15 protein-coding genes are annotated in these 20,843 nt (G+C 72.3%); 7 read left to right on the top strand and 8 right to left on the bottom strand.

Features of this window, described 5'->3' with window-relative positions:
• The first annotated feature begins 38 nt into the window (after positions 1-38).
• Positions 39-968: a carbohydrate kinase family protein gene (locus C8054_RS03765; RefSeq protein WP_233219479.1), complete on the top strand. Its 930-nt coding sequence runs from the start codon at positions 39-41 to the stop codon at positions 966-968.
• Positions 969-1,067: 99 nt separating this feature from the next.
• Here C8054_RS03765 and C8054_RS03760 read toward each other — a convergent pair whose 3' ends face one another.
• Entirely contained in the window at positions 1,068-1,520 is a 453-nt protein-coding gene (locus tag C8054_RS03760) for a hypothetical protein (RefSeq protein WP_107155296.1), read from the bottom strand.
• An 86-nt stretch (positions 1,521-1,606) separates the two neighbouring features.
• Here C8054_RS03760 and C8054_RS03755 point away from each other — a divergent pair, with 86 nt between their 5' ends.
• The 3 genes from C8054_RS03755 (at position 1,607) to C8054_RS03745 (ending at position 10,366) form a co-directional block, all read left to right on the top strand.
• Positions 1,607-7,432, top strand: coding sequence for a HEAT repeat domain-containing protein (locus C8054_RS03755; RefSeq protein WP_107155295.1), 5,826 nt, complete (start codon positions 1,607-1,609; stop codon positions 7,430-7,432).
• Between the two features lie 137 nt (positions 7,433-7,569).
• Positions 7,570-9,027 (top strand): SDR family oxidoreductase, encoded by a 1,458-nt coding sequence (locus tag C8054_RS03750; protein ID WP_107155294.1) that lies wholly within the window; start codon positions 7,570-7,572, stop codon positions 9,025-9,027.
• 358 nt (positions 9,028-9,385) lie between these two features.
• On the top strand, positions 9,386-10,366 hold the full coding sequence (locus tag C8054_RS03745; protein ID WP_146179854.1) for a hypothetical protein: 981 nt from the start codon (positions 9,386-9,388) through the stop codon (positions 10,364-10,366).
• Positions 10,367-10,420: 54 nt separating this feature from the next.
• On the opposite strand, the gene C8054_RS03740 is transcribed toward C8054_RS03745, so the two are convergent.
• A complete protein-coding gene (locus C8054_RS03740; RefSeq protein ID WP_107155292.1) occupies positions 10,421-11,326 on the bottom strand; it encodes a phytanoyl-CoA dioxygenase family protein in 906 nt (301 codons plus the stop codon).
• Between the two features lie 83 nt (positions 11,327-11,409).
• Here C8054_RS03740 and C8054_RS03735 point away from each other — a divergent pair, with 83 nt between their 5' ends.
• Positions 11,410-12,330, top strand: coding sequence for an AraC family transcriptional regulator (locus C8054_RS03735; protein ID WP_146179853.1), 921 nt, complete (start codon positions 11,410-11,412; stop codon positions 12,328-12,330).
• Between the two features lie 18 nt (positions 12,331-12,348).
• Here the strand turns inward: C8054_RS03735 and C8054_RS03730 are convergent, their stop codons facing one another.
• Together C8054_RS03730 and C8054_RS03725 are read right to left on the bottom strand one after the other, a co-directional pair.
• Entirely contained in the window at positions 12,349-13,977 is a 1,629-nt protein-coding gene (locus C8054_RS03730; protein WP_107155290.1) for an alpha-amylase family glycosyl hydrolase, read from the bottom strand.
• Between the two features lie 39 nt (positions 13,978-14,016).
• Complete coding sequence (locus tag C8054_RS03725; RefSeq protein WP_107155289.1) at positions 14,017-14,892, bottom strand: phytanoyl-CoA dioxygenase family protein; 876 nt, start codon at positions 14,890-14,892, stop codon at positions 14,017-14,019.
• Here C8054_RS03725 and C8054_RS03720 point away from each other — a divergent pair.
• A complete protein-coding gene (locus C8054_RS03720) occupies positions 14,891-15,829 on the top strand; it encodes an AraC family transcriptional regulator (RefSeq protein WP_107155288.1) in 939 nt (312 codons plus the stop codon). The genes C8054_RS03725 and C8054_RS03720 overlap by 2 nt on opposite strands.
• Positions 15,830-15,859: 30 nt before the next feature.
• On the opposite strand, the gene C8054_RS03715 is transcribed toward C8054_RS03720, so the two are convergent.
• Entirely contained in the window at positions 15,860-16,705 is an 846-nt protein-coding gene (locus C8054_RS03715) for an AraC family transcriptional regulator (protein WP_146179852.1), read from the bottom strand.
• 112 nt (positions 16,706-16,817) lie between these two features.
• Between C8054_RS03715 and C8054_RS03710 the strand changes: the two genes are divergently transcribed.
• Positions 16,818-17,636 carry a phytanoyl-CoA dioxygenase family protein gene (locus tag C8054_RS03710; RefSeq protein WP_107155286.1) on the top strand — a complete coding sequence of 273 codons (819 nt, stop codon included), beginning with the start codon at positions 16,818-16,820 and terminating at the stop codon, positions 17,634-17,636.
• A 48-nt stretch (positions 17,637-17,684) separates the two neighbouring features.
• Here the strand turns inward: C8054_RS03710 and C8054_RS03705 are convergent, their stop codons facing one another.
• From C8054_RS03705 to C8054_RS03695, 3 genes are read right to left on the bottom strand one after another with little or no spacing between them, the layout of a single operon-like run.
• The gene (locus C8054_RS03705; RefSeq protein ID WP_107155285.1) at positions 17,685-18,542 is read right to left on the bottom strand and encodes a carbohydrate ABC transporter permease; all 858 of its coding nucleotides are present in this window, start codon (positions 18,540-18,542) and stop codon (positions 17,685-17,687) included.
• Entirely contained in the window at positions 18,539-19,501 is a 963-nt protein-coding gene (locus C8054_RS03700) for a carbohydrate ABC transporter permease (RefSeq protein WP_107155284.1), read from the bottom strand. The genes C8054_RS03705 and C8054_RS03700 overlap by 4 nt, the downstream gene beginning before the upstream one ends.
• Before the next feature lie 50 nt (positions 19,502-19,551).
• Complete coding sequence (locus C8054_RS03695) at positions 19,552-20,799, bottom strand: extracellular solute-binding protein (protein ID WP_146179851.1); 1,248 nt, start codon at positions 20,797-20,799, stop codon at positions 19,552-19,554.
• Positions 20,800-20,843: the final 44 nt, after the last annotated feature.

Here is a 20,843-nt window from a genome sequence, read left to right as displayed (position 1 = left end):
CCACGCCCCCGTCTGCCACCGGCCACCCGTCCCGACCGGTGCGGATTGTCGTCATCGGCGACGTGACCACCGATGTCGTCGCCCTGTTGAAGGCTCCGCTGGCTTTCGGCTCAGACACACCAGGCACGGTGCGGACGCTACCCGGCGGGCAGGGCGCCAACACCGCCGCCTGGTTGGCCTGGCTCGGCCGCCAGGTCGCCCTCGTCGGTGCCGTCGGTGACGACGACGCCGGGCAGGCGCGGGTACGTGAGCTCACCGCGGCGGGGGTGCGGTGCGTCGTGCGCCGGTGCCCCGGCGTCCCGACCGGTACGGTGCTGGTGCTGTCTCACCGCCACGAACGGACGATGGTGTCCCAGCGTGGTGCCAACCTTCACCTCGACGGCCACGACATCACCGAGGCCCTCGCCGCAGCCACCGACGCGCGCCACCTTCATCTGTCCGCATACCCGCTCCTCGACGAGGCGTCGCGGACGGCCGGGCTGAGGGCGCTCGCCGAGGCCCGCCGACGCGGCATGACGATCAGCGTGGACGCCGCCTCCGCTGAGCCACTGCGCCAAGTCGGGCCGGACCGCTTCCTGGAATGGGTGGCCGACGTCGACATTCTGCTCGCCAACGCCGACGAGGCAACGGTCCTCACCGGCAAGGCGAATCCCCACGAGGCAGCCCTGCACCTGGCCCGTGTCGTTCGCAACCCGGTGGTGAAGCTGGGTAGGGACGGCGCGATCTGGTGCGAGGGTGGCACCGGTATCTACCGCGTCGAAGCCCCGACCGCCCCGGTTGCGGACAGCACCGGAGCCGGCGACGCCTTCGCGGCCGGCCTCGTCGCCGCGTGGGTCGACGGATCCGCGCCCGCGGCGGCCCTGCGCCGAGGCTGTGAACTCGGCTCCCTGTGCGTCACTCTGGTGGGCGGCCGACCAGGCCCCGCCCCTCAACGGGCCGGAAATGCTCCAGAGTCGCTTTCCCGGTAGCCCTCTGAAGAATTGTCTTGGGGTGCCAACGCCTGTTGCCGAACGCAGTGCGGTGGAACACGGCCGGGTATTCACCTCAGCCGGATTCTGATCCCGCAGTCACGGTGTGATCGCTGGGGGCGCCGACCGGTCAGGGCGGGCGTTCGAGCCCTCTTCCGGCACGGCGTCGAGAGCCGGGCCCGTCTCCGAGAGCAGCCGTTGGACCGCCTCGTGCACCGTCCTCTCCGCGATGTTGTCACCGCTGATCTCGATCCGCAGCGGATGCTCGTCGGCGCGCCACGCGGTGAGCGTGAGCGACCGACGGCGGTCCCGGCTGAGCCACAGCCGCATCGCGGTCACCGCTCCCGCCACCACGCTCGGTCCGCCGAGTGCGATCACCAGCTCCGTCCACTGACCCTTGTGGCCGATGACCGGGGTGCCCTCCTCGGTCGCCCGCAGGCCGTCCACCTCGCGCAGATCCATGACCAGTTCGGCGGTCGCCGCCTGCAGCGGCTCGTCGTCGGGGGTGAGTGTGGAGAGGCCGGGGAGCAGGATGATCCGGGCGGGTGGCATGAAGGGACCTCCAGACTTGCGACTGTGGTCGGCCGGTGGACGTAGGGTAAGGCACTCACCACAGGAACGTTGGCCAGGAGCCGCCGATGTATCGGGCACTTCTCGTGTGCAACTCCCTGTACGAGGCCGACCCGAAGCTGCATGCCCTGCACGGCCCGCGTACCGACGGGCGGCAGCTCAGCGCTGCGTTGACCGACGACGAGAGGGGCATGTTCGTCTCGGCGCACGTCACGATCCTCTTTGACGCGTCACGCGCCGAGATCGCGGAGGCGGCCAACCGGTTCTTCAGCGACGCCGAACCCGACGACGTGCTGCTCTTCTACTTCAGCGGGCACGGCCGTAGCCGAAACCAGAAGCTCTATCTCTGCGCGCGGGACACAACGGCCAGCCTGCTGCCGGGCACCGCGGTCTCCAACGACACGCTCAACGACATCATCGGCGACTCACTGGCCCGAGCGAAGGTGATCGTCCTGGACTGCTGCCACAGCGGTGCGTTCAAGGGATCGGTCGCTGTCGAGCGGCTGCTGGCCGGCAAGGGTCGGTTCGTCCTCACCGCCACCGCCGCGTCAGAGACGGCTGCTGACGCCGATGGCGAGGACCTGCCGAGCCCGTTCACCAGTGCACTGGTCGACGGACTGTTGCACGGCGCCGACGACAAGGACGGCGACGGCATGGTGGATCTCGCCGACCTGTATGCCTACCTGCAGATCGCCCTGCGGGGCTCATCGGAGCCTCGGCACCGCTTCGACGGGTTCGCCAACGTGCCGATCGCCCGGCGGCCCGGGCCGGTCGCCGGCGACATGCCCGACGAGCGGAGTGAGGCCGAGCGGCCTTCGACGCCCCCCGAGGACCCGGATCACCCCTTCCTGGACGGTACGACCACCGCCACCGTCCTCAGCCCGCGGCGGGTTGGTCGGTTCCGAGCAGCCATGCGCAAGGATGTGGGCCGCCCGGTGCCGCGTCGCGGGTCGGCGGCCGACTTCATGCGGGCCGCCCTGCTGATGCGCGAGGGCCGGCTGACCCGGGCCGGTGCGCTGCTGTTCGGCGAGGATCCGACCGCAGTGGTGCCCACCGCCACTGTCCAGTGCACCCACTACCACGGTCCCGACAAGGACGCGCCGATGGACAAGCGCACCTTGGGCGGGACGATTCCCGAGCAGATCAAGCAGGCCCGTGACTTCGTCGCCGAACTCGCTCGACTCGGCGAGGTGCCCACCGCGGGCGCGGCCGTCACCGAGCCGGTCTACCGCTACCCGATGATTGCCGTCCGCGAGATCATCGCGAACGCGCTCGCCCACCGCGACTACCAGCAACGCGAGATGTGCGTACACGTCCGGGTCTTCTCCGACCGGATCGAGGTGACCAGCCCAGGCGCCTGGACCGGCGCCGAGGTGGCCGACGGCGAGCAGTGCCCGCTCAGCGAACTGCGCGGCGAGTCGCGGCAGCGCAACTTCTGGCTGGCACATGTGCTGAGCTGGAACAAGCTGGTGGAGAGCGAAGGGGCCGGAATTCCCCGGGCGGTCGAAGACTGCCGCCGGCAGGGCGCCGCCGGACCGATCGTGGTTCGTTCCGGGGAGGCGGTCACGGTCAAGATCTTCCCGTCCGCCCCGCTCCGCTCGGCCGTCTTCCGGGACGACTTCGCGGCCACGGCGACCGGTGCGCCGGCCGACGTGCACGGTGGAGCCCCGTCGTCGCTCAGGGTCTACATTTCGGCCACCCATCCGGACCTGCTGGACTATCGCGCTGCCGTGCACGCCGTGGCACGTCGGCTGCAGATCGAGGACGTCGCCATGGAGGCGTACGGCGCCGACGTCCGGCCGCCCTTGGAGCGCTGCCTGACCGACGTACGACGCAGCGACCTCTACATCGGGCTCTTTGCCTGGCGGTACGGGTACCGTCCGCCCGGCCAGGAGTCCTCCGTCACCGAACTCGAGTACCGGCAGGCACTCGCCGCCGGCAAGCCCTGCCTGATCTTCCTGCTCGCCGACGACACGCCCTGGCCGGCCAACATGATCGACCGGAACGCCGACGCGCAGCGAATCTTCGATCTGCGCCGGGAGCTCCAGGAACGCCACCTGTGCGTTTTCTTCTCCGGTGTGGACGACCTCACCGCCAAGGTGATCGCGGCCCTGACCGACGTCCGCAGGTATCGATCGCCGAGCCATGAGTCCACCGACCCGGACAGCCACCTGCCCGAGGCCCTGCGCAACCAGTACTCCAAGCAGTTGGCGACGAGGTACCAGGCGGTGTCCTTGGACGACGTCTCACCGCGACCCACCAGCGGCTACCTCACCGTGGGACTGCCACAGGTGTTCGTGGAACCACTGGTGCACGAGGACGCCCGGCCGGAGATGCCCCTCGCCTGGTGGCGCTGGGCCAGCTCCACATCTCACGGCGATGCTGGCGGGCTGCCCCACGTGGTGGATCCAAACAATGTGGAACGGCTCCGGGAGGAATACGCGGCCAAGGACTCGCAGGCGCTGTTCGACGTGATGTGTGACCCGGTCCGGCGGACCGTCGTGCTGCTCGGCGACCCCGGTGCCGGCAAGTCGGCGGTCGCCCGCTACCTGGCGCTGGCGCTGGCCGGAGCCTGCGCCGAGCCCCGACTGGCGGCGCTGGACCGGTACCTACCGGTCCTGATCGAACTGCGCTCGTACGCCGCGCACCTGGGCGACGGGCGGTGCGACGGCCTGCTGGACTACGTGGGTCACCGCCACCAGCAGGGGCTGGTCGGGTTCGACCAGGACATCCTGACGGCGTACCTGCGACACGGCGGCCAGGCGCTGTTCCTCCTCGACGGCTTGGACGAGGTGTTCGACCCGGCGCAGCGGGAGGTCGTGGCCGCCCAGATCGCCGCGTTCGCCGACGAATACGCGGGAGTGCGTGCAGTGGTCACCTCGCGGGTGGCCGGCTACCAGCGGCACGTCTTCGCCAACGCCGGCTTCGACCACTTCACGCTGGAAGACCTCGACGACGATCAGGTCGCCCGGTTCCTCGGCAACTGGTACCGCTACGTGATGCCCACCTCGGCGACCGAGGCGGAACGGCAGCGGCGGCAGATTCTCGACGTGGTCCGCAGTTCCCGGGCGATGCACGAGATCGCCGGCAACCCGCTGCTGCTGATGCTGATGGCGATCGTCGGCCGGGGCCATCCGCTGCCCCGGAACCGGCGCCGGCTCTACGCGCACGTCACGGACGTGCTGATCTCCGAGTGGGACGTGACCAAACAACTGCGGGAGAGCCACGGCGACGTGCCGTCGCTGGACCTGCAGGCGAAGCGCCGGTTGCTGCGCCACCTGGCATATCGGATGCAGTTCCGGGAGTCCGGCCTGGCCGGCAACTACGTCGAGTCCGACGAACTGGCGCGCATCTTCTCCGACCATCTCGTCGCGTTCTACGGTTTCGAGAACGAGCGGGCGCTCGCGATGGCCCACTCGATGATCGACAAGCTGCGCGAGCGTAGTTTCATCCTGGAACGGTATGGTTTGCGATTTTTCGGGTTCGTGCACCGCGCGTTCCTGGAGTTCTTCTGTGCCGAGGAGATCGTGGACCGGATCGAGCACGATTCCGACGTCTGGGGCCTCGGTCGACTGCGCGCGCTCTTCTGCGATCACTGGGCCGACCCGTCGTGGCGGGAGGTGCTCCGGCTGGTCGCCGGCGCCCTGCCCGCCCGAACCGCCAACGACCTGGTCACCCTGCTCGCCACCGAGGTCAACCAACCGTGGCCGCCGCTGAACCTGGCCGGCCCGCCCTGGAACCTGGTGCTGGCCGCGCAGTGCGTGGCGGAGGCTCCGCAGCCCGCCGAGCTGGTCGACGCGGGCGGCGCCGTGCTGCGCCAAGTCGTCCTGCTGGTCGAACACGGCATCTCCGCCGACGACCCCAACCTGGTGGAGCTCACCGAGCAGGAGTTGCTGTCCCCCATTCGGGCGCTCGGGCCGCTGTGGCCCGGCAGGGACACCTTTCTGCACTGGTATCGGCGACGTGGGGTACGGACCAGTTGGCGCTCCGGCTCCACGTTCGCCACCCGGGCCGCCGTACTGTTGGCCTCCCCGCCGGAGCAGCTGGCGGAGCTGCTGGTCAGGGAACTCGGGCAGAACCGCGACCGGCAGGCCGGTGTCATCCTGGTCGCAGGGCTGGCCGAGGCGGCAGCCCAGCTGGACACCACGAGCCCCGGCCGGCGGTACTGCAGGGACCAACTGTTCGTCCAGGCACGGGCAGAGGTCTCCACGGCGGTACGGCAGGCCGCGGTACGGGCACTGGTCACCCACTTCAGCGCCGACCCCGACCTCATCGGCATGCTCCGCGACCTCGCCGATGCACCGGACCCCGCGGTACGCGCCATCGCCGTCCAGTCGGTCGGCGGCCTGGCTGAATCCTCCGAGGACATCCGCCAGTTGCTACTGGCGCGGGCCACCGAGGACTGGAACGCCACGGTACGGCGGGCCGCCGCGGAGATGCTCGCCGCACACCCCGACCTGCCGGGCGTACCCGACGTGCTTCAGCGACTGCTGGACACCGACACGGACCCCGGGGTGGTGCGGTGTGCGCTGACACGCCTGTCGGCACTGCCCCCGCACACCGAGGCGGCCCGCGCGCGGGCCCGGACGCGGATGGTCAGCGACGACCGGGACGACGTGCGGCGCTGCCTCGTGGCCGAACTGCTGCCCGGGAGTCACGACTCGGAGGATACCGAACTGCTGCTGACTCTGGTCGGCTCGGACTCTTCCGCACGGGTCCGCGCGGTCGCCGTGCAGCGGCTGGCGCTCATGCCTGACCCGGACGGGCGCTGCCGGGCCCGGCTGGCGGACCGGATCGAGTACGACGACGACGCGTCCGTCCGGGCCGCGGCGGTGACCGCGCTGGTCAACCGGCACCAACCGGACGACGACGGGTGGGCGGTGGCGGCGCACGTGGCGCACGTCGACGAGGACGCGACAGTGCGCCTCGCCGCGGTACGCGCGCTGGCCGAGGCTTACCCGGACGACCGCACCGGGGAACTGCTGCTGGACCGCGCCCGCCGGGACCCCACCGCGAGCGTCCGGCTCGCCACGGTCGACCTGCTCGCGGACCGCCCGCTGCTCGGGCGTGCCACGCGCGATCTGCTCATCAGCCGGGCCGCCCGCGAGCGGGACCCGATCGTCCGGCTGCGGGTCACTCGCGGTCTCACCCGTGCCGGTGAACCGTTGGACGCCGAGGTGCGGGAATGCCTCGCCGAGCAGGTCCGCCGGGACCCCGACCCCCACGTGCTGCGCGCGGCCGCACAGGCCCTCGCCCGCCAGGGCGACACCGACGACCTGGTGGCGACGTTGTGCCGGCGGGCCCGCAGGGACAGCTACGCCGGCAGCCGGCTGGCCGCGGTGCAGACCCTCGGCGCGTACGGGAGCGATGCGGTGACCGATGTGCTGCTGGAGTGCGTCGAGACCGATACTGATCCGGCCGTGATCGAAGCGGCGCTGCGCGGCCTGGCCCAGCGGGACCTGTCATCCATTGCCGCGGCGGTCACGATGCGGCTGATGCGTCGCCTGGCCGACGGCGACCCGGCCGTCCGCGCCCGCACCGCCGTTGCGCTCGGCGAACACTTCGGTACCGATCCCGAGGTGCGCGCACTGCTCGTCGGGCTGGTCCGCGACGACCCGGACCTTGATGTGCGACGCCGTGCCGTAGCGCAGCTGGCGACCATGCTGACCGACTGGGTGGAGGGGCGCGAGCTGCTGACCCGGCTGGTGGATCACGACGACTGGGAGATCCGCCGGACGGCGCTGCTCGCGATAGCGCGCCACAACGGCGCCGACCCCCGGACCCGCACCGTGCTCGTACGCCTCGCTCATCAGGAAGGCGACGACACCGTACGGTGGTTGGCCGGGCAGCTGCTGGCCACGCTGCCCGGTACCAGCCCCGACGATTTCCCGTGACCGGCGTCGGTCGCGCTGCAGCCGAGGCTGCGAGGTTGGCGCGGATGCGTCGGAGGCCGTGCGGTGCGTACAGTTCCGGGTCGGACTTGGGGTGGGCCGGTGGATCCGGCGCAGGGAACGGGACGAGACAGCGACGCATGACAGCGGACAACATTACCGAAACCGGGCAAGAAGGCATCGACCGCGGACAGCTGGAGACCTGCCTCAGCGTCTTCGAGGCGTTGGAGGACCTGCCTACCGATCACCCCGACGTGGTGCGGGTGCAACGGGCCACCGCGAAGCTCTACAAGGCGATCAAGCAGCGGCGACGCGAGGAACGGCGGGATGCCGTCGCGGCGGCCGACCGCGCGGTGACGGCGGCCACCGCCACCGGCGCCCCGGGCCGGATCGACGACGAGACCCAGGGCATCCCGCTCGCCTCCCCCACCGTCGGCGCCACCGCCGGCTTCCTGCACAATCCGCGCGGCTGCTACGTCTGCAAGCAGCGCTACCGCGAGGTGGACGCCTTCTACCATCAGCTCTGCCCGCCCTGCGCCGCGCTCAACCGGGAGCGCCGGGACGCCCGTACCGACCTGACCGGCCGGCGGGCGCTGCTCACCGGCGGCCGAGCCAAGATCGGTATGTACATCGCGCTGCGGCTACTGCGCGACGGCGCGCACACCACGGTAACCACGCGGTTCCCGCACGACGCGGTCCGCCGATTCACCGCGATGCCGGACAGCGGGGACTGGCTGCACCGCCTGCGGATCGTCGGTATCGACCTGCGCGACCCGGCCCAAGTGATCGCCCTCGCTGACTCGGTCAGCGCTCAGGGACCACTCGACATCCTGATCAACAATGCGGCGCAGACCGTCCGCCGCACGCCCGGGGCGTACGCGCAGCTCGTCGCCGCGGAGGCGGCGGCCCTGCCGGACGGCCCCCTGCCGGAGCTGATCACGTTCGCCAAGCCGGCCGGTCAGGGCGACGCGTCGGGCATGATCGCCTCGCCGCAGTCGACCTCGGTCACCCCGCAGGCGCTCACCGCGTTGGCGCTGACCAGCGGCTCCGCCTCGCCGGAACGGATCGCGGCAGCCACCGCCATCGACGCGGGCGGCCTGGTGCCGGATCTCGACCCGGTCAACAGCTGGGTGCAGCGGGTGCACGAGGTGGACCCGGTCGAGCTGCTCGAAGTACAGCTGTGCAACGTGACCGCCCCGTTCGTGCTGGTCAGCCGACTGCGACCGGCGATGGCGGCCGCAACCGCCCGCCGGAAGTACGTGGTGAACGTGTCAGCGATGGAGGGCCAGTTCGCCCGCGGCTACAAGGGGCCGGGGCATCCGCACACCAACATGGCCAAAGCCGCGCTGAACATGCTCACCCGAACCAGCGCCCAAGAGATGCTCGCCGACGGCATCCTCATGACCAGCGTCGACACCGGCTGGATCACCGACGAGCGGCCCCACCCGACGAAGATGCGGCTGGCGGAAGCCGGCTTCCACGCCCCACTGGACCTGGTCGACGGCGCGGCCCGGGTCTACGACCCGATCGTCCGCGGCGAACAGGGCGAAGACCTCTACGGCTGCTTCCTCAAGGACTACGCGCCCTGCGCCTGGTGATCAGCGCCCCCGCGTTCACCCAAGCCGGCCGCGCCAAAGAAGACAACCACGGCGTGGGCTGGGATCGACGCCGAGCAGTTGCCGGGCCCAGGCGAGCTGTGGGCAGCCCCGTGGCGAGCACCGCGCGCACGCCCCGGGCCGGTGGCGGCAACGTCTTCCGGCTTCGCCTCCCGACCGAACTACCGCCGCTGTGGGTCGGCTCCCACCGTGCCGGCGGGTGACCTGTCACCCTGCGGTTCGCCTTCCGTCGTACCCGTACGTGGGGACCGCAACTGGTTGAGCCGGCCCGCCGGTGTGCACGAAGGCGAGTTCCGCGCCATCTATTTGATAATGTATCCAGAACTGAAGGGTGAAGACGATGAAGAACGCGACGAACCGCTGGTCCTCCGTCGGATGGCAGGAACTCGACCGCTCCGCCGACCGGTCCTGGGTCCACGGCGCCGTCGCCCCGCTACGCGACGGGCGGTTGGCGGTCACCGATCCCGGCGGACGCGCGGTGTCGCTGCGACACCCGGACGGGCGGCCCGCCGGCCTGATCCCGACCGGTGGCACCGAGGTCCACGGCCTCACCGTGGTCGACCACGAGGGCGCCGACGCGCTCTGGATCGCCGATCCCGGCCACAAGTTCGTGCCCCGCGCCGGCCGGTACGACGACCACCTCGCCCCCGGCCGGGCGCTCCTGGTCGACCTGAACGGAAACACCCTGCTCACCCTCAGCGCACCCGCGCGCCCCGAGTACGCCACGGAGCCCTGGCGGCCCTGCGCCGTCGCGGTGGACGAACGCCGGCTCGGCGGCTCGGGCGCCGTCTGGGTGGCCGACGGCTACGGCGGCCACCTGGTGCACCGCTACGACGCGGACGGCACCTTCCGCCACACCCTCGACGGGACCGGCTCCGGCCGGCGCTTCGACACCCCGCACGGCATCCTGGTGGACCGCCGAGGCAGCGAGCCGGTGCTGCTGGTGGCGGACCGGGGCAACCGACGACTGGTCACCTTCGACCTGGCCGGCGCCTTCCTCGGCGAGCGGACGGTGCCCGGCCTGGCCGGTCCGTCGGGCCTGGCGGTACGCGGGGACGACCTGCTCGTCACCGACCTGTACGGCGCGGTGTGGTGGCTCGCCGCGGACGGGTCGGCCGTACCGCTGGGGACGAGCGAGGATCCGCCCCGGCGTCCCGGCTGGCCGAACCGGCTCGACGACGCGGGCGCTCCGGTCGCCGCGGCGCAGCACGACCTCGCCTTCGGCGCGCCGCACGGGATCGCGGTGGACGGGCGGGGCGATGTCCTGGTCACCGAATGGGGCATCGGCGCACGTCTGATCCGGCTGACCCCGCACAGGTGACCGGACACGGTGCGACCCCGGCGTGAGCCGCCGGGGTCGCGCCGGAGCGTCGGGTCAGCGCTTGCAACCGCCCTGCCGGTCGGGTCGCACCTGCGGCACCGAGATCTCCTGGTAGCCCCGGTAGGCGTACGGGTCGGTGCCGGCGACCTGGACGACGTCCCGGAAGTCGGTCTTTCCCATGTAGACCTCGGGCTGGTGGAACCAGGGCAGCAGCGACTGCGCGCTCATGTAGTGGTGCACGAGGGCGCGGCGCATCCGCGTGCTGGTGTTGGGCAGGGACTTGTGCAGCAGGTAGCCGTTGAAGAGGACCACGTCGCCCGCGTCGACCTCCAGCGGCACCGCGTCGTCCTGCGTGTACGGGAAGTCGTACGCCTCCCAGGTGCAGTCGTAGTTCGGGTCTTCGTGCTCCCGCTCCGGGTAGAGCACGCCCGGGCGGTGCGAGCCGGGCAGCGCCCAGAGGCAGCCGTTGTCGACGCGGGCGTCGTCCAGCGCGATCCAGGCCGCGGTGAGCGAACGGTCCCGGGTCGGGATGAACAGCTCGTCCTGGTGCCATGCCTGCCCCGGCTTGCCCTCTGCCTTGAGGAAGAGCATCGACTGCATCGCCTTCACGTCCGGCCCGATGATCCGGGTCAGCGCGTCGACGATCCGGGGATGCCGCAGCGCCTGTGCCATCAACTCGGAGAGCTTGTGCGGGAAGTGCACGCACAGGTACCGGCGCAACACCTCGGCGTCGGAGTCGCCGGCGGCCGGCGACGGGACCGCCGCGGGCGCGACGCTGCCGTCGGGGGTGGTGCCGTCCCCGACCTCGTGGTCGAAGTCCATCCGGCACAGGCGCAGCGCCTCGGCGTTGATCGCGTCGACCTCGGCCCGGCTCAGGGCGCCCCGCAGCACGGTGAAGCCGTCGCGCAGGTACTCGTCGAGTCGGAGGGGGGTGTCCGTGGCAGTTACCGTCGCGCTCATCGATGACCTCTCTTCCGCTTGTTCATTTGTGTCAGTGTGCTGGCCGTTTCAGGCCGCTGGCCATGTCGGATTAGGCTTGACGCATGTCTGATCGTGATGTGGTCGGCGGGGTGTCCGAAACCGGCGGCCTCGGGTGGGATCCGCCCGTGGTGCGGCGACGGGATCCGGCGCTGCTGGCCGTCTCGCCGGCCGGCGCCACCATCGCCGAACGGGTGCTCGACGACCACGAGCTGCTCGTGGTGCTGGCCGGCGGGGGCACCTGGCGCTCCGACGACGTGTCGGCCGACCTGGCACCCGGGACCGTGCTGCTGGCGCCCGCCGGCAGCCGGGACGCCTACCGCTGGCACCCGCGGCTGCCCACCCGGCACGCGTACCTGCACTTCTCTGTCGCCGACGGGCTGACCCTGCCCCGGGTGGCGCGACCCGGGTCGCCCACCGGGATCACCGCCCGCCTGTTCCGCTACCTGGTCTGGCTCGACGCCCGTGCCGATCCGGCCGCGGTGCCGCTCGCCGCGGTCACCTTCGACCTGCTGCTCCGGACCGCGCTGACCGGGCTGACGCCCGACGCCGCGCGGCCGGGTGACATCCCGGTGCCGTTGTGGCAGGCGGTGCGCCACGTGCGGCAGCGCTGGGCCGACGGGGTGTTGCGGCCGGTGAGCCAGGCCGAGCTGGCGCAGGCCGCCGGGATCTCGGTCGGGGCGTTCAGCCGGCTGTTCCGGCAGCATCTCGGCCTGCCACCGGCCCGCGCGGTCGAGGGGGTCCGGCTGGCCCGGGCCGCCGCGCTGGTGCGGTCCGCCGGCCAGCCGCTCGCCGTGGTGGCGGCCGGCTGCGGCTTCGCCGACGCCTATCACCTGTCGCACCGGTTCCGCGCCGTCTACGGCGTCACGCCCAGCCGGGTACGGACCGGTCACCCGGTGGCGGTGCCGCCGGACGTACGCCGATTGCAGGAACTGCTGCTCGGCGTGGACCAGGACGGTGACGCCCCGGACCTGCTCGCGGGGTGAGCGGCGGCGAAGGCCGGGTCAGCCGGGGCCGTCGAGCAGCCACCAGGAGGACACGTCGGTGGTTGTCGCGCCGCCGACCAACGGCGCACTGGCCAGCAGCGGGCGCCCGCCGGCCGGGGCCGGCACCGGGTCGGGTCCGAGATTGGTCACGCAGAGCACGCGACCCCGGCGCAGCACGAGCGCGTCACCGCCGTCGTCGAGCTCGACCAGGTCGTCGGCGCCGGTCAGGTGCGCGGCGCGTAGCCGCAGGCCGGTGCGGTAGAGGCGCAGCGTGGAGGTCGGATCGTCCTGCTGCCGGTCGACGGCCAGCTCGGCCCAGGCGGTCGGCAGCGGCAACCAGGGCGTCGCGCCCGCCGGGCCGAAGCCGAGGTTGGCCGCGTCGGCGCGCCACGGCATCGGCACCCGGCAGCCGTCCCGGCCCGGGCGGGCGCCGCCGGAGCGGAACCAGGCGGGATCCTGTCGCACCTCGTCGGGCAGGTCGAGCACCTCCGGCAGGCCGAGCTCCTCGCCCTGGTACAGGTAGACCGCGCCGGGCAGGAAGAGCATCAGCAGGGCGGCCGCCCGCGCCCGCCGCAGCCCGGTGGGGCCGTCGCCGTAGCGGGTGACCACCCGGACGACGTCGTGGTTGCCCAGCACCCAGCTCGCCGGGGCGCCCACCCGCCGGACCGCGTCCAGCGACTGCCGCACCGCGGCCCGCAGCGCGCCGGCGTGCCACGGGGCCTGGAGGAAGTGGAAGTTGAACGCCTGGTGCAGCTCGTCGGGGCGGACGTAGCGGGCCAACGCCTCCGGTTCGGTCACCCACGCCTCGCCGATGGCCATCCGCGCGCCCGGGTAGGCGTCCAGGATCCGTCGCCACCGTCGGTAGATCTCGTGCACGCCGGGCTGGTCCCACTCGTGCCCCTCGGGCCGGTAGACCCCGGGCGGCGGGGCCGGCCGCGGCGGGTTGTCCGGCAGTCCGTCCCGCTTGACCAGGCCGTGCGCCACGTCGATGCGGAAGCCGTCCACGCCCCGGTCGAGCCAGAACCGCAGGATGTCGTCGAACTCGTCGGCCACCTCGGGGCAGGACCAGTCGAAGTCCGGTTGTTCCGGGGCGAACAGGTGCAGGTACCACTCCCCCGGGCGGCCGTCCGGCCCGATGGTGCGGGTCCAGGCCGGACCGCCGAAGTCGCTCTGCCAGTTGTTCGGGGGCAGCTCGCCGTCGGGCCCCCGGCCGGGCCGGAAGACGAAGCGGCGGCGGGCCGGCGAGCCGGGCGGCGCGGCGAGTGCCTCGACGAACCACTGATGGGCGCTGGAGCAGTGGTTCGGCACCACGTCGACCATCACCCGCAGGCCCAGCCGGTGCGCCCGGTCCACGAAGGCGTCGAAGTCCGCGAGGTCGCCGAAGAGCGGGTCGACGCCACGGTAGTCGGCGACGTCGTAGCCGCCGTCGGCCATCGGGGACGGATAGAACGGGGTGAGCCAGACCGCGTCCACGCCGAGCGACGCCAGGTGGGGCAGGTGCGCGGCGGCGCCGGGCAGGTCGCCGACGCCGTCGCCGGTGCCGTCGGCGAAGCTGCGGACGTAGATCTGGTAGCAGACGGCGTCACGCCACCAGGGGCGGTCGGTCGGCGGGGTGGGCACGGAGCCGGGCGACTGCTGACTGATCATTTATAAAAGATACTAGGATGCCGGGGTATGCGGAAGCCCTCACGTCCCGACCGTCGGCCAGAGCAGCGGAGAGATCCGCGGGTCCGCGTAGTCCGGGTGGCCGTCGACGACGCGGACCAGCTCGTCGTTGCGGTGGTACGCCGGCTCCCCGGCCGGGTCCGTCGCCGCGACCCAGTGGTTGTCGGCCGGCTGGAGGTGGACGGCCATCGACCGGCGGGGCTCGGCGGCCAGGTTCGGCCCGCTGCCGTGCACCGTGCGACAGTGGTGGAACGTCACGTCCCCCCGGCGCAGCACGGGCACCACCTTGCGGGTCGGCTCGCCGGCCGGACGGAAGGACGCCTCCTGCGCGGCCAGGTCGCCGGCGAAGAAGTCCAGCCCGCGCTGCTGCGGCCAGCGGTGGCTGCCGGCCACGAACGAGACCCCGCCGACGCGCTCGTCGCAGTCGTGGAACGGCACCCAGCAGGTGAGCATCTCCACGCTGGCACAGGAGAGCCAGTACTGCCGGTCGGTGTGCCAGCCCACGTTTCCTCGCGCGTCGTCCAGCCCCGCCGGCTTGTAGAGAAGCTGGTCGTGCCAGAGCCGGATGCCGTCCGCGCCGGCCAGCGCGGCGGCGTACGCCCCGATGCCGGGAAACTCCACCAGGGCGGCCAGCTCGGACACCATCCGCGAGGTGTAGTCGTTCTTGCGCAGGCCACCGCCGTGCGCGGGCGTCCAGTCGTAGTCGTCGTAGCGGGTCCGGCCGGGGAAGGGCGCGTCCAGGTCACCGGCGTAGAAGCGGGCCATCCCGCGTTCGGCGGCGTCCAGCACACCGGACGGGATCAGGCCGCGCACCACCAGGAAGCCGTCGCGGCGGTAGGCGGCGAGGTCGTCGGCCGAGGGCAGTACCGGCGCCGGCGCGGGAGAGGAGTTCGTCATGGCTGAGACGCTAGGTCGGCGGCGGCCGGCGCAGGAGGCGGATCGTCCGGGCCTCGCGGCGGATCCGCCGCCTGGCTGGCGGCTCTGGCAACCCCCCGGCGTGGAGTCCGGCGTGCACGCCGAGACCCCCGGCGACCCGAGCGGCCTGCTGCACGTCGGGGAGAACTGGGCCACCCCGCAGCACCGGGTCGCCGAGCACCGGCACCCGGGTTGGGAGTTCTATCTGCAACTGCACGGCGGCTCGTCCTGGCGGTTCGCCGGACGCACGCTGCGGCTGGCCCCCGGCTGGCTGGTCGCCGTACCGCCCGGACTGCCGCACCGCAGCGTGCCGCGTCCGCAGGGCGGCGTCCGGCACCACTACGCGTACGCCGCGGTGGACCTTCGGGTGGTCACCGCCCGCCGGCCGGAGCTCACCGCCGCCTGGGCCGACACCGGGGTACGGGTCTGCGTCGACGCCCGCGCGGTCGCGCCCGCGCTGCGCGCGGTGGTCCGTGAGGTGGTCGAGGAGATGCCGTTCGGGGCGGCCGCCCGCGCCGCCGCCGTGGAACTGCTGGTCATCGAGGTGGCCCGGCTGCTCGGCGCTCCCGCCGAGACCCGCCCCCGGACGCCGCGCCATCCCGCGGTCGCCCGCGCCCGGCGGTTGCTCGACGAGCAGTACGCCGGCGCCTGGCGGCTGGCCGACCTGGCGGCGGCGTGCGCGGTGTCCCGGACCCGGCTGGCCCAGCTCTTCACCGACGAGGTGGGCCAACCGCCGTACGCGTACCTATTGGAGCGCCGGGTGGACCGGGCGGCGGAGCTGCTGGCCACCACCGGGCAGAGCGTGGCCCGGATCGCCGCCGAGGTGGGCTTCTCCTCGCACACCCAACTGGCCCGGGCGTTCCGCCGACAGCACGGCTGCTCCCCCACCCGGTGGCGACGCGACACCTGCCGACGCTGACCGGCGACGTCACGCCGAACGTGGCGCGGCTCAGCCGAGCCCGCGCCGGAACTCGCCGGTGCCCAGGCCGGTGACCCGCCGGAACTGCTTGGCCAGGTGGTGCTCGTCGGTGAAGCCGAGGCTCGCCGCGATGTCCCGGTTGGTCAGCGAGGTACGGCGCAGCAGCTCGCCGGCCGCCTCGACCCGCCGCCGCTGGCGGTAACGGGCCGGCGGCTCCCCGGTCGCGGCCTGGAACCGCTTGCGCCACGTCTCGTAGGACATGCCCACGGACTGCGCCACCGCCCGCAGGTCCAGCGGGTCGGCCAGGTCGTGGCCGAGGCGTACCCGGGACTCGACCAGCCACTGCGGCGGGCCGGCCGGCGCGCGGTCGGTGGGACCGGGCCCGGTGTCCCGGGCGGCTATCTCCACCAGCAGCCGCAGCACCTCGCAGGCCTCGTCGTCGGCCCCGGCCGGGCTGCGCGGCGGGCGGGCGGTGCGGAACCGGTCGAGCCGCTCGCGCCAGTGGTCGACCGGGGTCAGCCGCCGCACCGGCCGGGCCGGGTCGACCAGCCCTTGCCGGACGACCAGGTCGAACGCCGGGCCGGAGAAGACCAGGTGCACCTCGTTCCAGGTGCCGGCGCCGGTGACGCCGTACCAGTGCGCGTGCCCGGGCAGCACGTGCACCAGGTCCCCCGGACCGAGCGGCACGTCGTGCCGGGCGTCGCGGTAGCGCCCGTGGCCGCCCCAGACGTACATGAGGGCGTGGCTGTGGAACCGGCGCGGCGGCCCGGTCGGCACGCCGCGCCCGCCCTGCACCCGGCCCGCCGAGTGCACCCGGCCCAGCCGCCCGGACGGTCCGTTCCGGTAGGCCACCAGGGCCGGCGGAGATGTGCTCACCCGAGCGATTCAACCAGCGGATACCCGAACGGCCAACGGATACCCCGGGCCGACCCCTGTTCGCGCCTACCGTCGGCGCAGTCCACGTCCCAACCGGTACCAGGAGGACCGCATGACGACCACCACGCAGACGCCCACGCTCGATTCCCCGTACCCGCTCGACGACGCCCTGGTCGACGCCTACCGCGCCACCGGTCACGTGGTGGTACCCGGCCTCGCCGGCGCGGCGGAGGTCGCCGCCTACCGGCCGGTGATCTCCGCCGCCACCATGCGGTACACCACGGAGAAGCGGGCGCTGGCCGACCGGGACACCTACGGGCGGGCCTTCCTCCAGGTCACCAACCTGTGGCGGCGTGACCCGGAGGTGGCCCGGTTCGTGCTGGCCCGACGGTTCGCCGGGGTGGCCGCCCGACTGCTCGGGGTCGAGCGGGTGCGGCTCTACCACGACCAGGCGCTCTACAAGGAGGCCGGCGGCGGCCGGACGCCGTGGCACCAGGACTCGCTCTACTGGCCGTTCGACACCGACCTGACCGTCACCATGTGGATGCCGCTGGTGGACGTCACGCCGGAGACGGGTGGGTTGGAGTTCGCCGACGGGTCGCACACGGGTCGGGCGTTGAGTGACGTGGCGATCTCCGACGCCGCCGACGAGCACTTCGGCCGGGTGATCGCCGAGCGCGGGTTCCGGGTCACCGGGACCGGGCCGCTGACCGCCGGGGACGCCAGCTTCCACGCCGGCTGGACGGTGCACCGGGCGCTGCCCAACCGGAGTGCGGCGGTCCGCGAGGTGATGACGGTGATCTGGGTGGCCGACGGCGTGCCGGTGGCCGAGCCGCGCAACGCCGACCAGGCCGCCGACCTGGCCTGCTGGCTGCCCGGGCACGCCCCCGGCGACCCGGTCGACGGCGAGTTCAACCCGCTGCTGCCCTGAGGCGCGTGGCGCCGGGCCGACCCGCGGGCCGGCCCGGCGCCACGGGCGCTACTTCACCGCGCCGAGGGTCACCCCGTCGCGGAGCCGGCGCTGGGCGGCCAGCACCACCAGCAGCACCGGCAGGCTCGCCAGCACCGCCACGCTCATCAGCAGGTTCCACGTGTTGTTGAACCGGCCGACGGACTGGGCGATGTAGACGCTGAGCGGGTACTTGTCCTGCTCCAGCAGGAAGGTCAGCGAGTAGACCAGCTCACCCCAGGAGGAGACCAGCACGATCGCGGCGGTCACCAGCACCGTGTTGCGCAGCAGGGGCAGCGCGATGCGCACCAGGAACCGCAGTCGGCCGGCCCCGTCGATGCTGGCCGCCTCCTCCAGCGCCGGCGGCAGCGAGTTGAAGGCGGGTCGCAGGATCAGCACCGCGAACGGCACGAAGAGGGTGGCCTGCGCCAACGAGACCCCGAACTGGCTGTTCACCAGGCCGAGCTGGGCGAGCAGCCGGAACAGCGGGATGAAGGTCGCCGAGGTCGGGATGAGCTGCACCACCAGCAGCAGCACCAGCCCCGGCACGATCAGCCGGGACCGGACGCGGGACAGCCCGTAGGCCGCCGGCACCGCCAGGGCCAGCGACAGCAGCGTGGTGGTGCCGCTGATCACCACCGAGTTACGCAGCGCCGGCAGGAAGTCGGTGGCGAAGAAGGACCGGTACGCGGCCATCGTCGGGTGCGACGGCAGCCAGCCGTCGGTGGCCAGGTCACCGGCCTGCTTGAGCGAGGTGCCCACCATCCACAGCAGCGGCAGCCCGTAGGCGAGCGTGATCAGCACCAGGAACACCAGCCCCAGCCGGCGCCAGCCGCGCCCCTCGGAGTGGATGCCGCGGCCGGGCGGGGCGGATTCGGCGACGCTCACGACTGTTCCTCCTTGCGCACCTGGAGCAGGTAGGGGACGGCGAAGACCAGCGCCGTGAGTACGGAGACCACCCCGACGGCGGAGCCGAGCCCGAAGTCGAACTGGGCGAACGAGTACAGGTATGCCAGGTAGGGCACCGTGCTGGTGGAGGTGCCCGGGCCGCCCTGGGTGAGCACGAAGATGTAGTCGAACGCCTTGAAGCTGTAGATCAGCAGCAGCGTGCCGAGGATGCTCAGGGTCGGGGCGATCGACGGCAACGTCACCCACCGGAACCGGTGCCACGGGCTGCACCCGTCGACCCGGGCGGCCTCGTAGAGCTCACCGGGCACGTCCTTGAGCGCGGCGGTCAGCACGATGGCCACGAACGGCACCCCGGCCCAGGCGGTCACCATCGTGATGGCCGCCAACGCCACCCCCGGCCGGGTCAGGAACAGCACCGGCGAGTCGACCAGGCCGAGAGCGAGCAGGGCGTCGTTGACCGCGCCCTGCTCGGTGCCGTCCAGGGCGTACTTCCAGACCGCGCCGCTGACCACCGGGGGCAGCAGCCAGACGAAGTAGATCAGGAACCGGGGTACGGCGATGCCGCGGAACCGCTCGTTGAGCACCAGGGCGACGCAGAGTCCCAGAACCAGTTGCAGCGCCACGGACCCGACCAGGAAGATCAGGGTCCGCGGCACCGCCTCGCGGAAGGCCGCCTCGGCCAGCACGGTCCGGTAGTTCTCCGCGCCGACCACCGGGTTGCCGGGGTTGGCGGCACTGCCGAGCGAGACCTCCCGGACCGAGGTGTCGATCAGCAGCCCCAGTGGATAGACGAAGAAGACGATCAGGAACGCGAACGCGGGCAGGGCGAAGAGCAGCCGGCCGGACGGGACCCGCCGCCGCGCGGCGGGGCGGCCGGTGACGCGTCGCGCGTCGCCGGCCGCCAGCGGCCCGCTCCTTTCCGCGAGGGGGACGGTCATGTCCGTTGCCTCCAGAGATTTTCAGTGCCGGACGAGCGCGGACGGCGGGGTCAGTCGGCGAGCAGCGGGGGAACCTGCTTGGCGATCCGGTCGGCCGCCGCGTCGGCGTCGATCCGGCCGGCGATCAGCTCGTTCCAGGCGCCGCCGATGACGTCGGAGACCTTGCCGGTGTTCGGCACCGTCGGGGCGGCGATCGAGGCGGCGGCGATCTTCGTGAAGGCGGTGAGGTTCACGTCCTTGGTGACCACGTCCTGGCTGGCGACGTCGCTGCGCAGCGGGACGGAGCCGGCCTCGGCGGCGTCGATGCCACCCTGCGCGGACAGGAAGGTGTCCTGGATGAACTTCCAGGCCAGCGCCGGCTTCTCCGTCTTCCCGCCGATGGTCAGCGACTCGCCGCCGATGAGCGCCTTGTCGTGTCCGGCGAGCGGGGCCACGCCCCACTCGAACTTCAGGTCCTTCTTGAACGCGCCGAGCATCCAGTTGCCCTCCTGGGCGAAGGCGTACCGGCCGGTGGTGAAGTTCTTGCCGGCGTTGAAGCCGCTGGCGTCATTCGGCGAGAGCCACTTGCGGTCGCGCCAGGTCTGGATCCGCTCAAGCGTCTGCTTGCCGCTGGCCGCGTCGGCGTCGGTGTAGCTCCACCCGGCGCTGACCAGCCACGGTACGGCACTGAACTCGCCGCCGGCCCCGGTGGGCGCGGCGGTGGTGAACGGCGTGTAGCCCGCCGCGGCCGCCTTGGCCATGGCGGCTTCCAGCTCGTCGAGGTTGGTCGGCACGGAGGCGCCGATCTTGTCCAGGATGGTCTTGTTGTAGTAGACGCCCTCGATGTTGGCGAACGACTGGACGGCGTAGCGCTTGCCCTGAAGGATGCCGCCCTCCTCCACCTTCTCCGGGAAGAGTCCCTTCTCCGGAAACGCGTCCCACTTGTCACCGATCTGCTGCACCGCGCCGGCCTTGACCATCTCGGGCACCCAGGGGGCGGCGGTCATGATGACGTCGGCGGTCTTGCCGGCGGCGGCGGCGGAGATGACCTTGCTGGCCATCTGGTCGTAGGGCACGTACTCGAACTTGACGTCCACCTCGGGGTTCGCCTTCTCGAAGCGCTCCTCCCAGGTCTTGACGAAGGGCTGGAGCCCGCCGGAGCCCTCGTCGTAGTAGTGCCAGACGACGAGCTCACCGGTCATCGCGCCACCGTCCGCGCCGGCCTGCGTCGTACCGCCGCCGCCACAGCCGGTCAGGGCGAGGGACAGGGAGACAGCGGCGGCGAGTGTCGCGGCGCGGGCTGTGCGAGGGCGGAGCATGGGACCTCCCGGGAGGGAAAAAATGATTTTATATACAAGATATC

Source organism: Micromonospora sp. RP3T (assembly GCF_003027925.1).
In the GTDB taxonomy this organism is placed as follows: domain Bacteria; phylum Actinomycetota; class Actinomycetes; order Mycobacteriales; family Micromonosporaceae; genus Micromonospora.
This window is presented reverse-complemented; position numbering and strand designations above follow the sequence as displayed.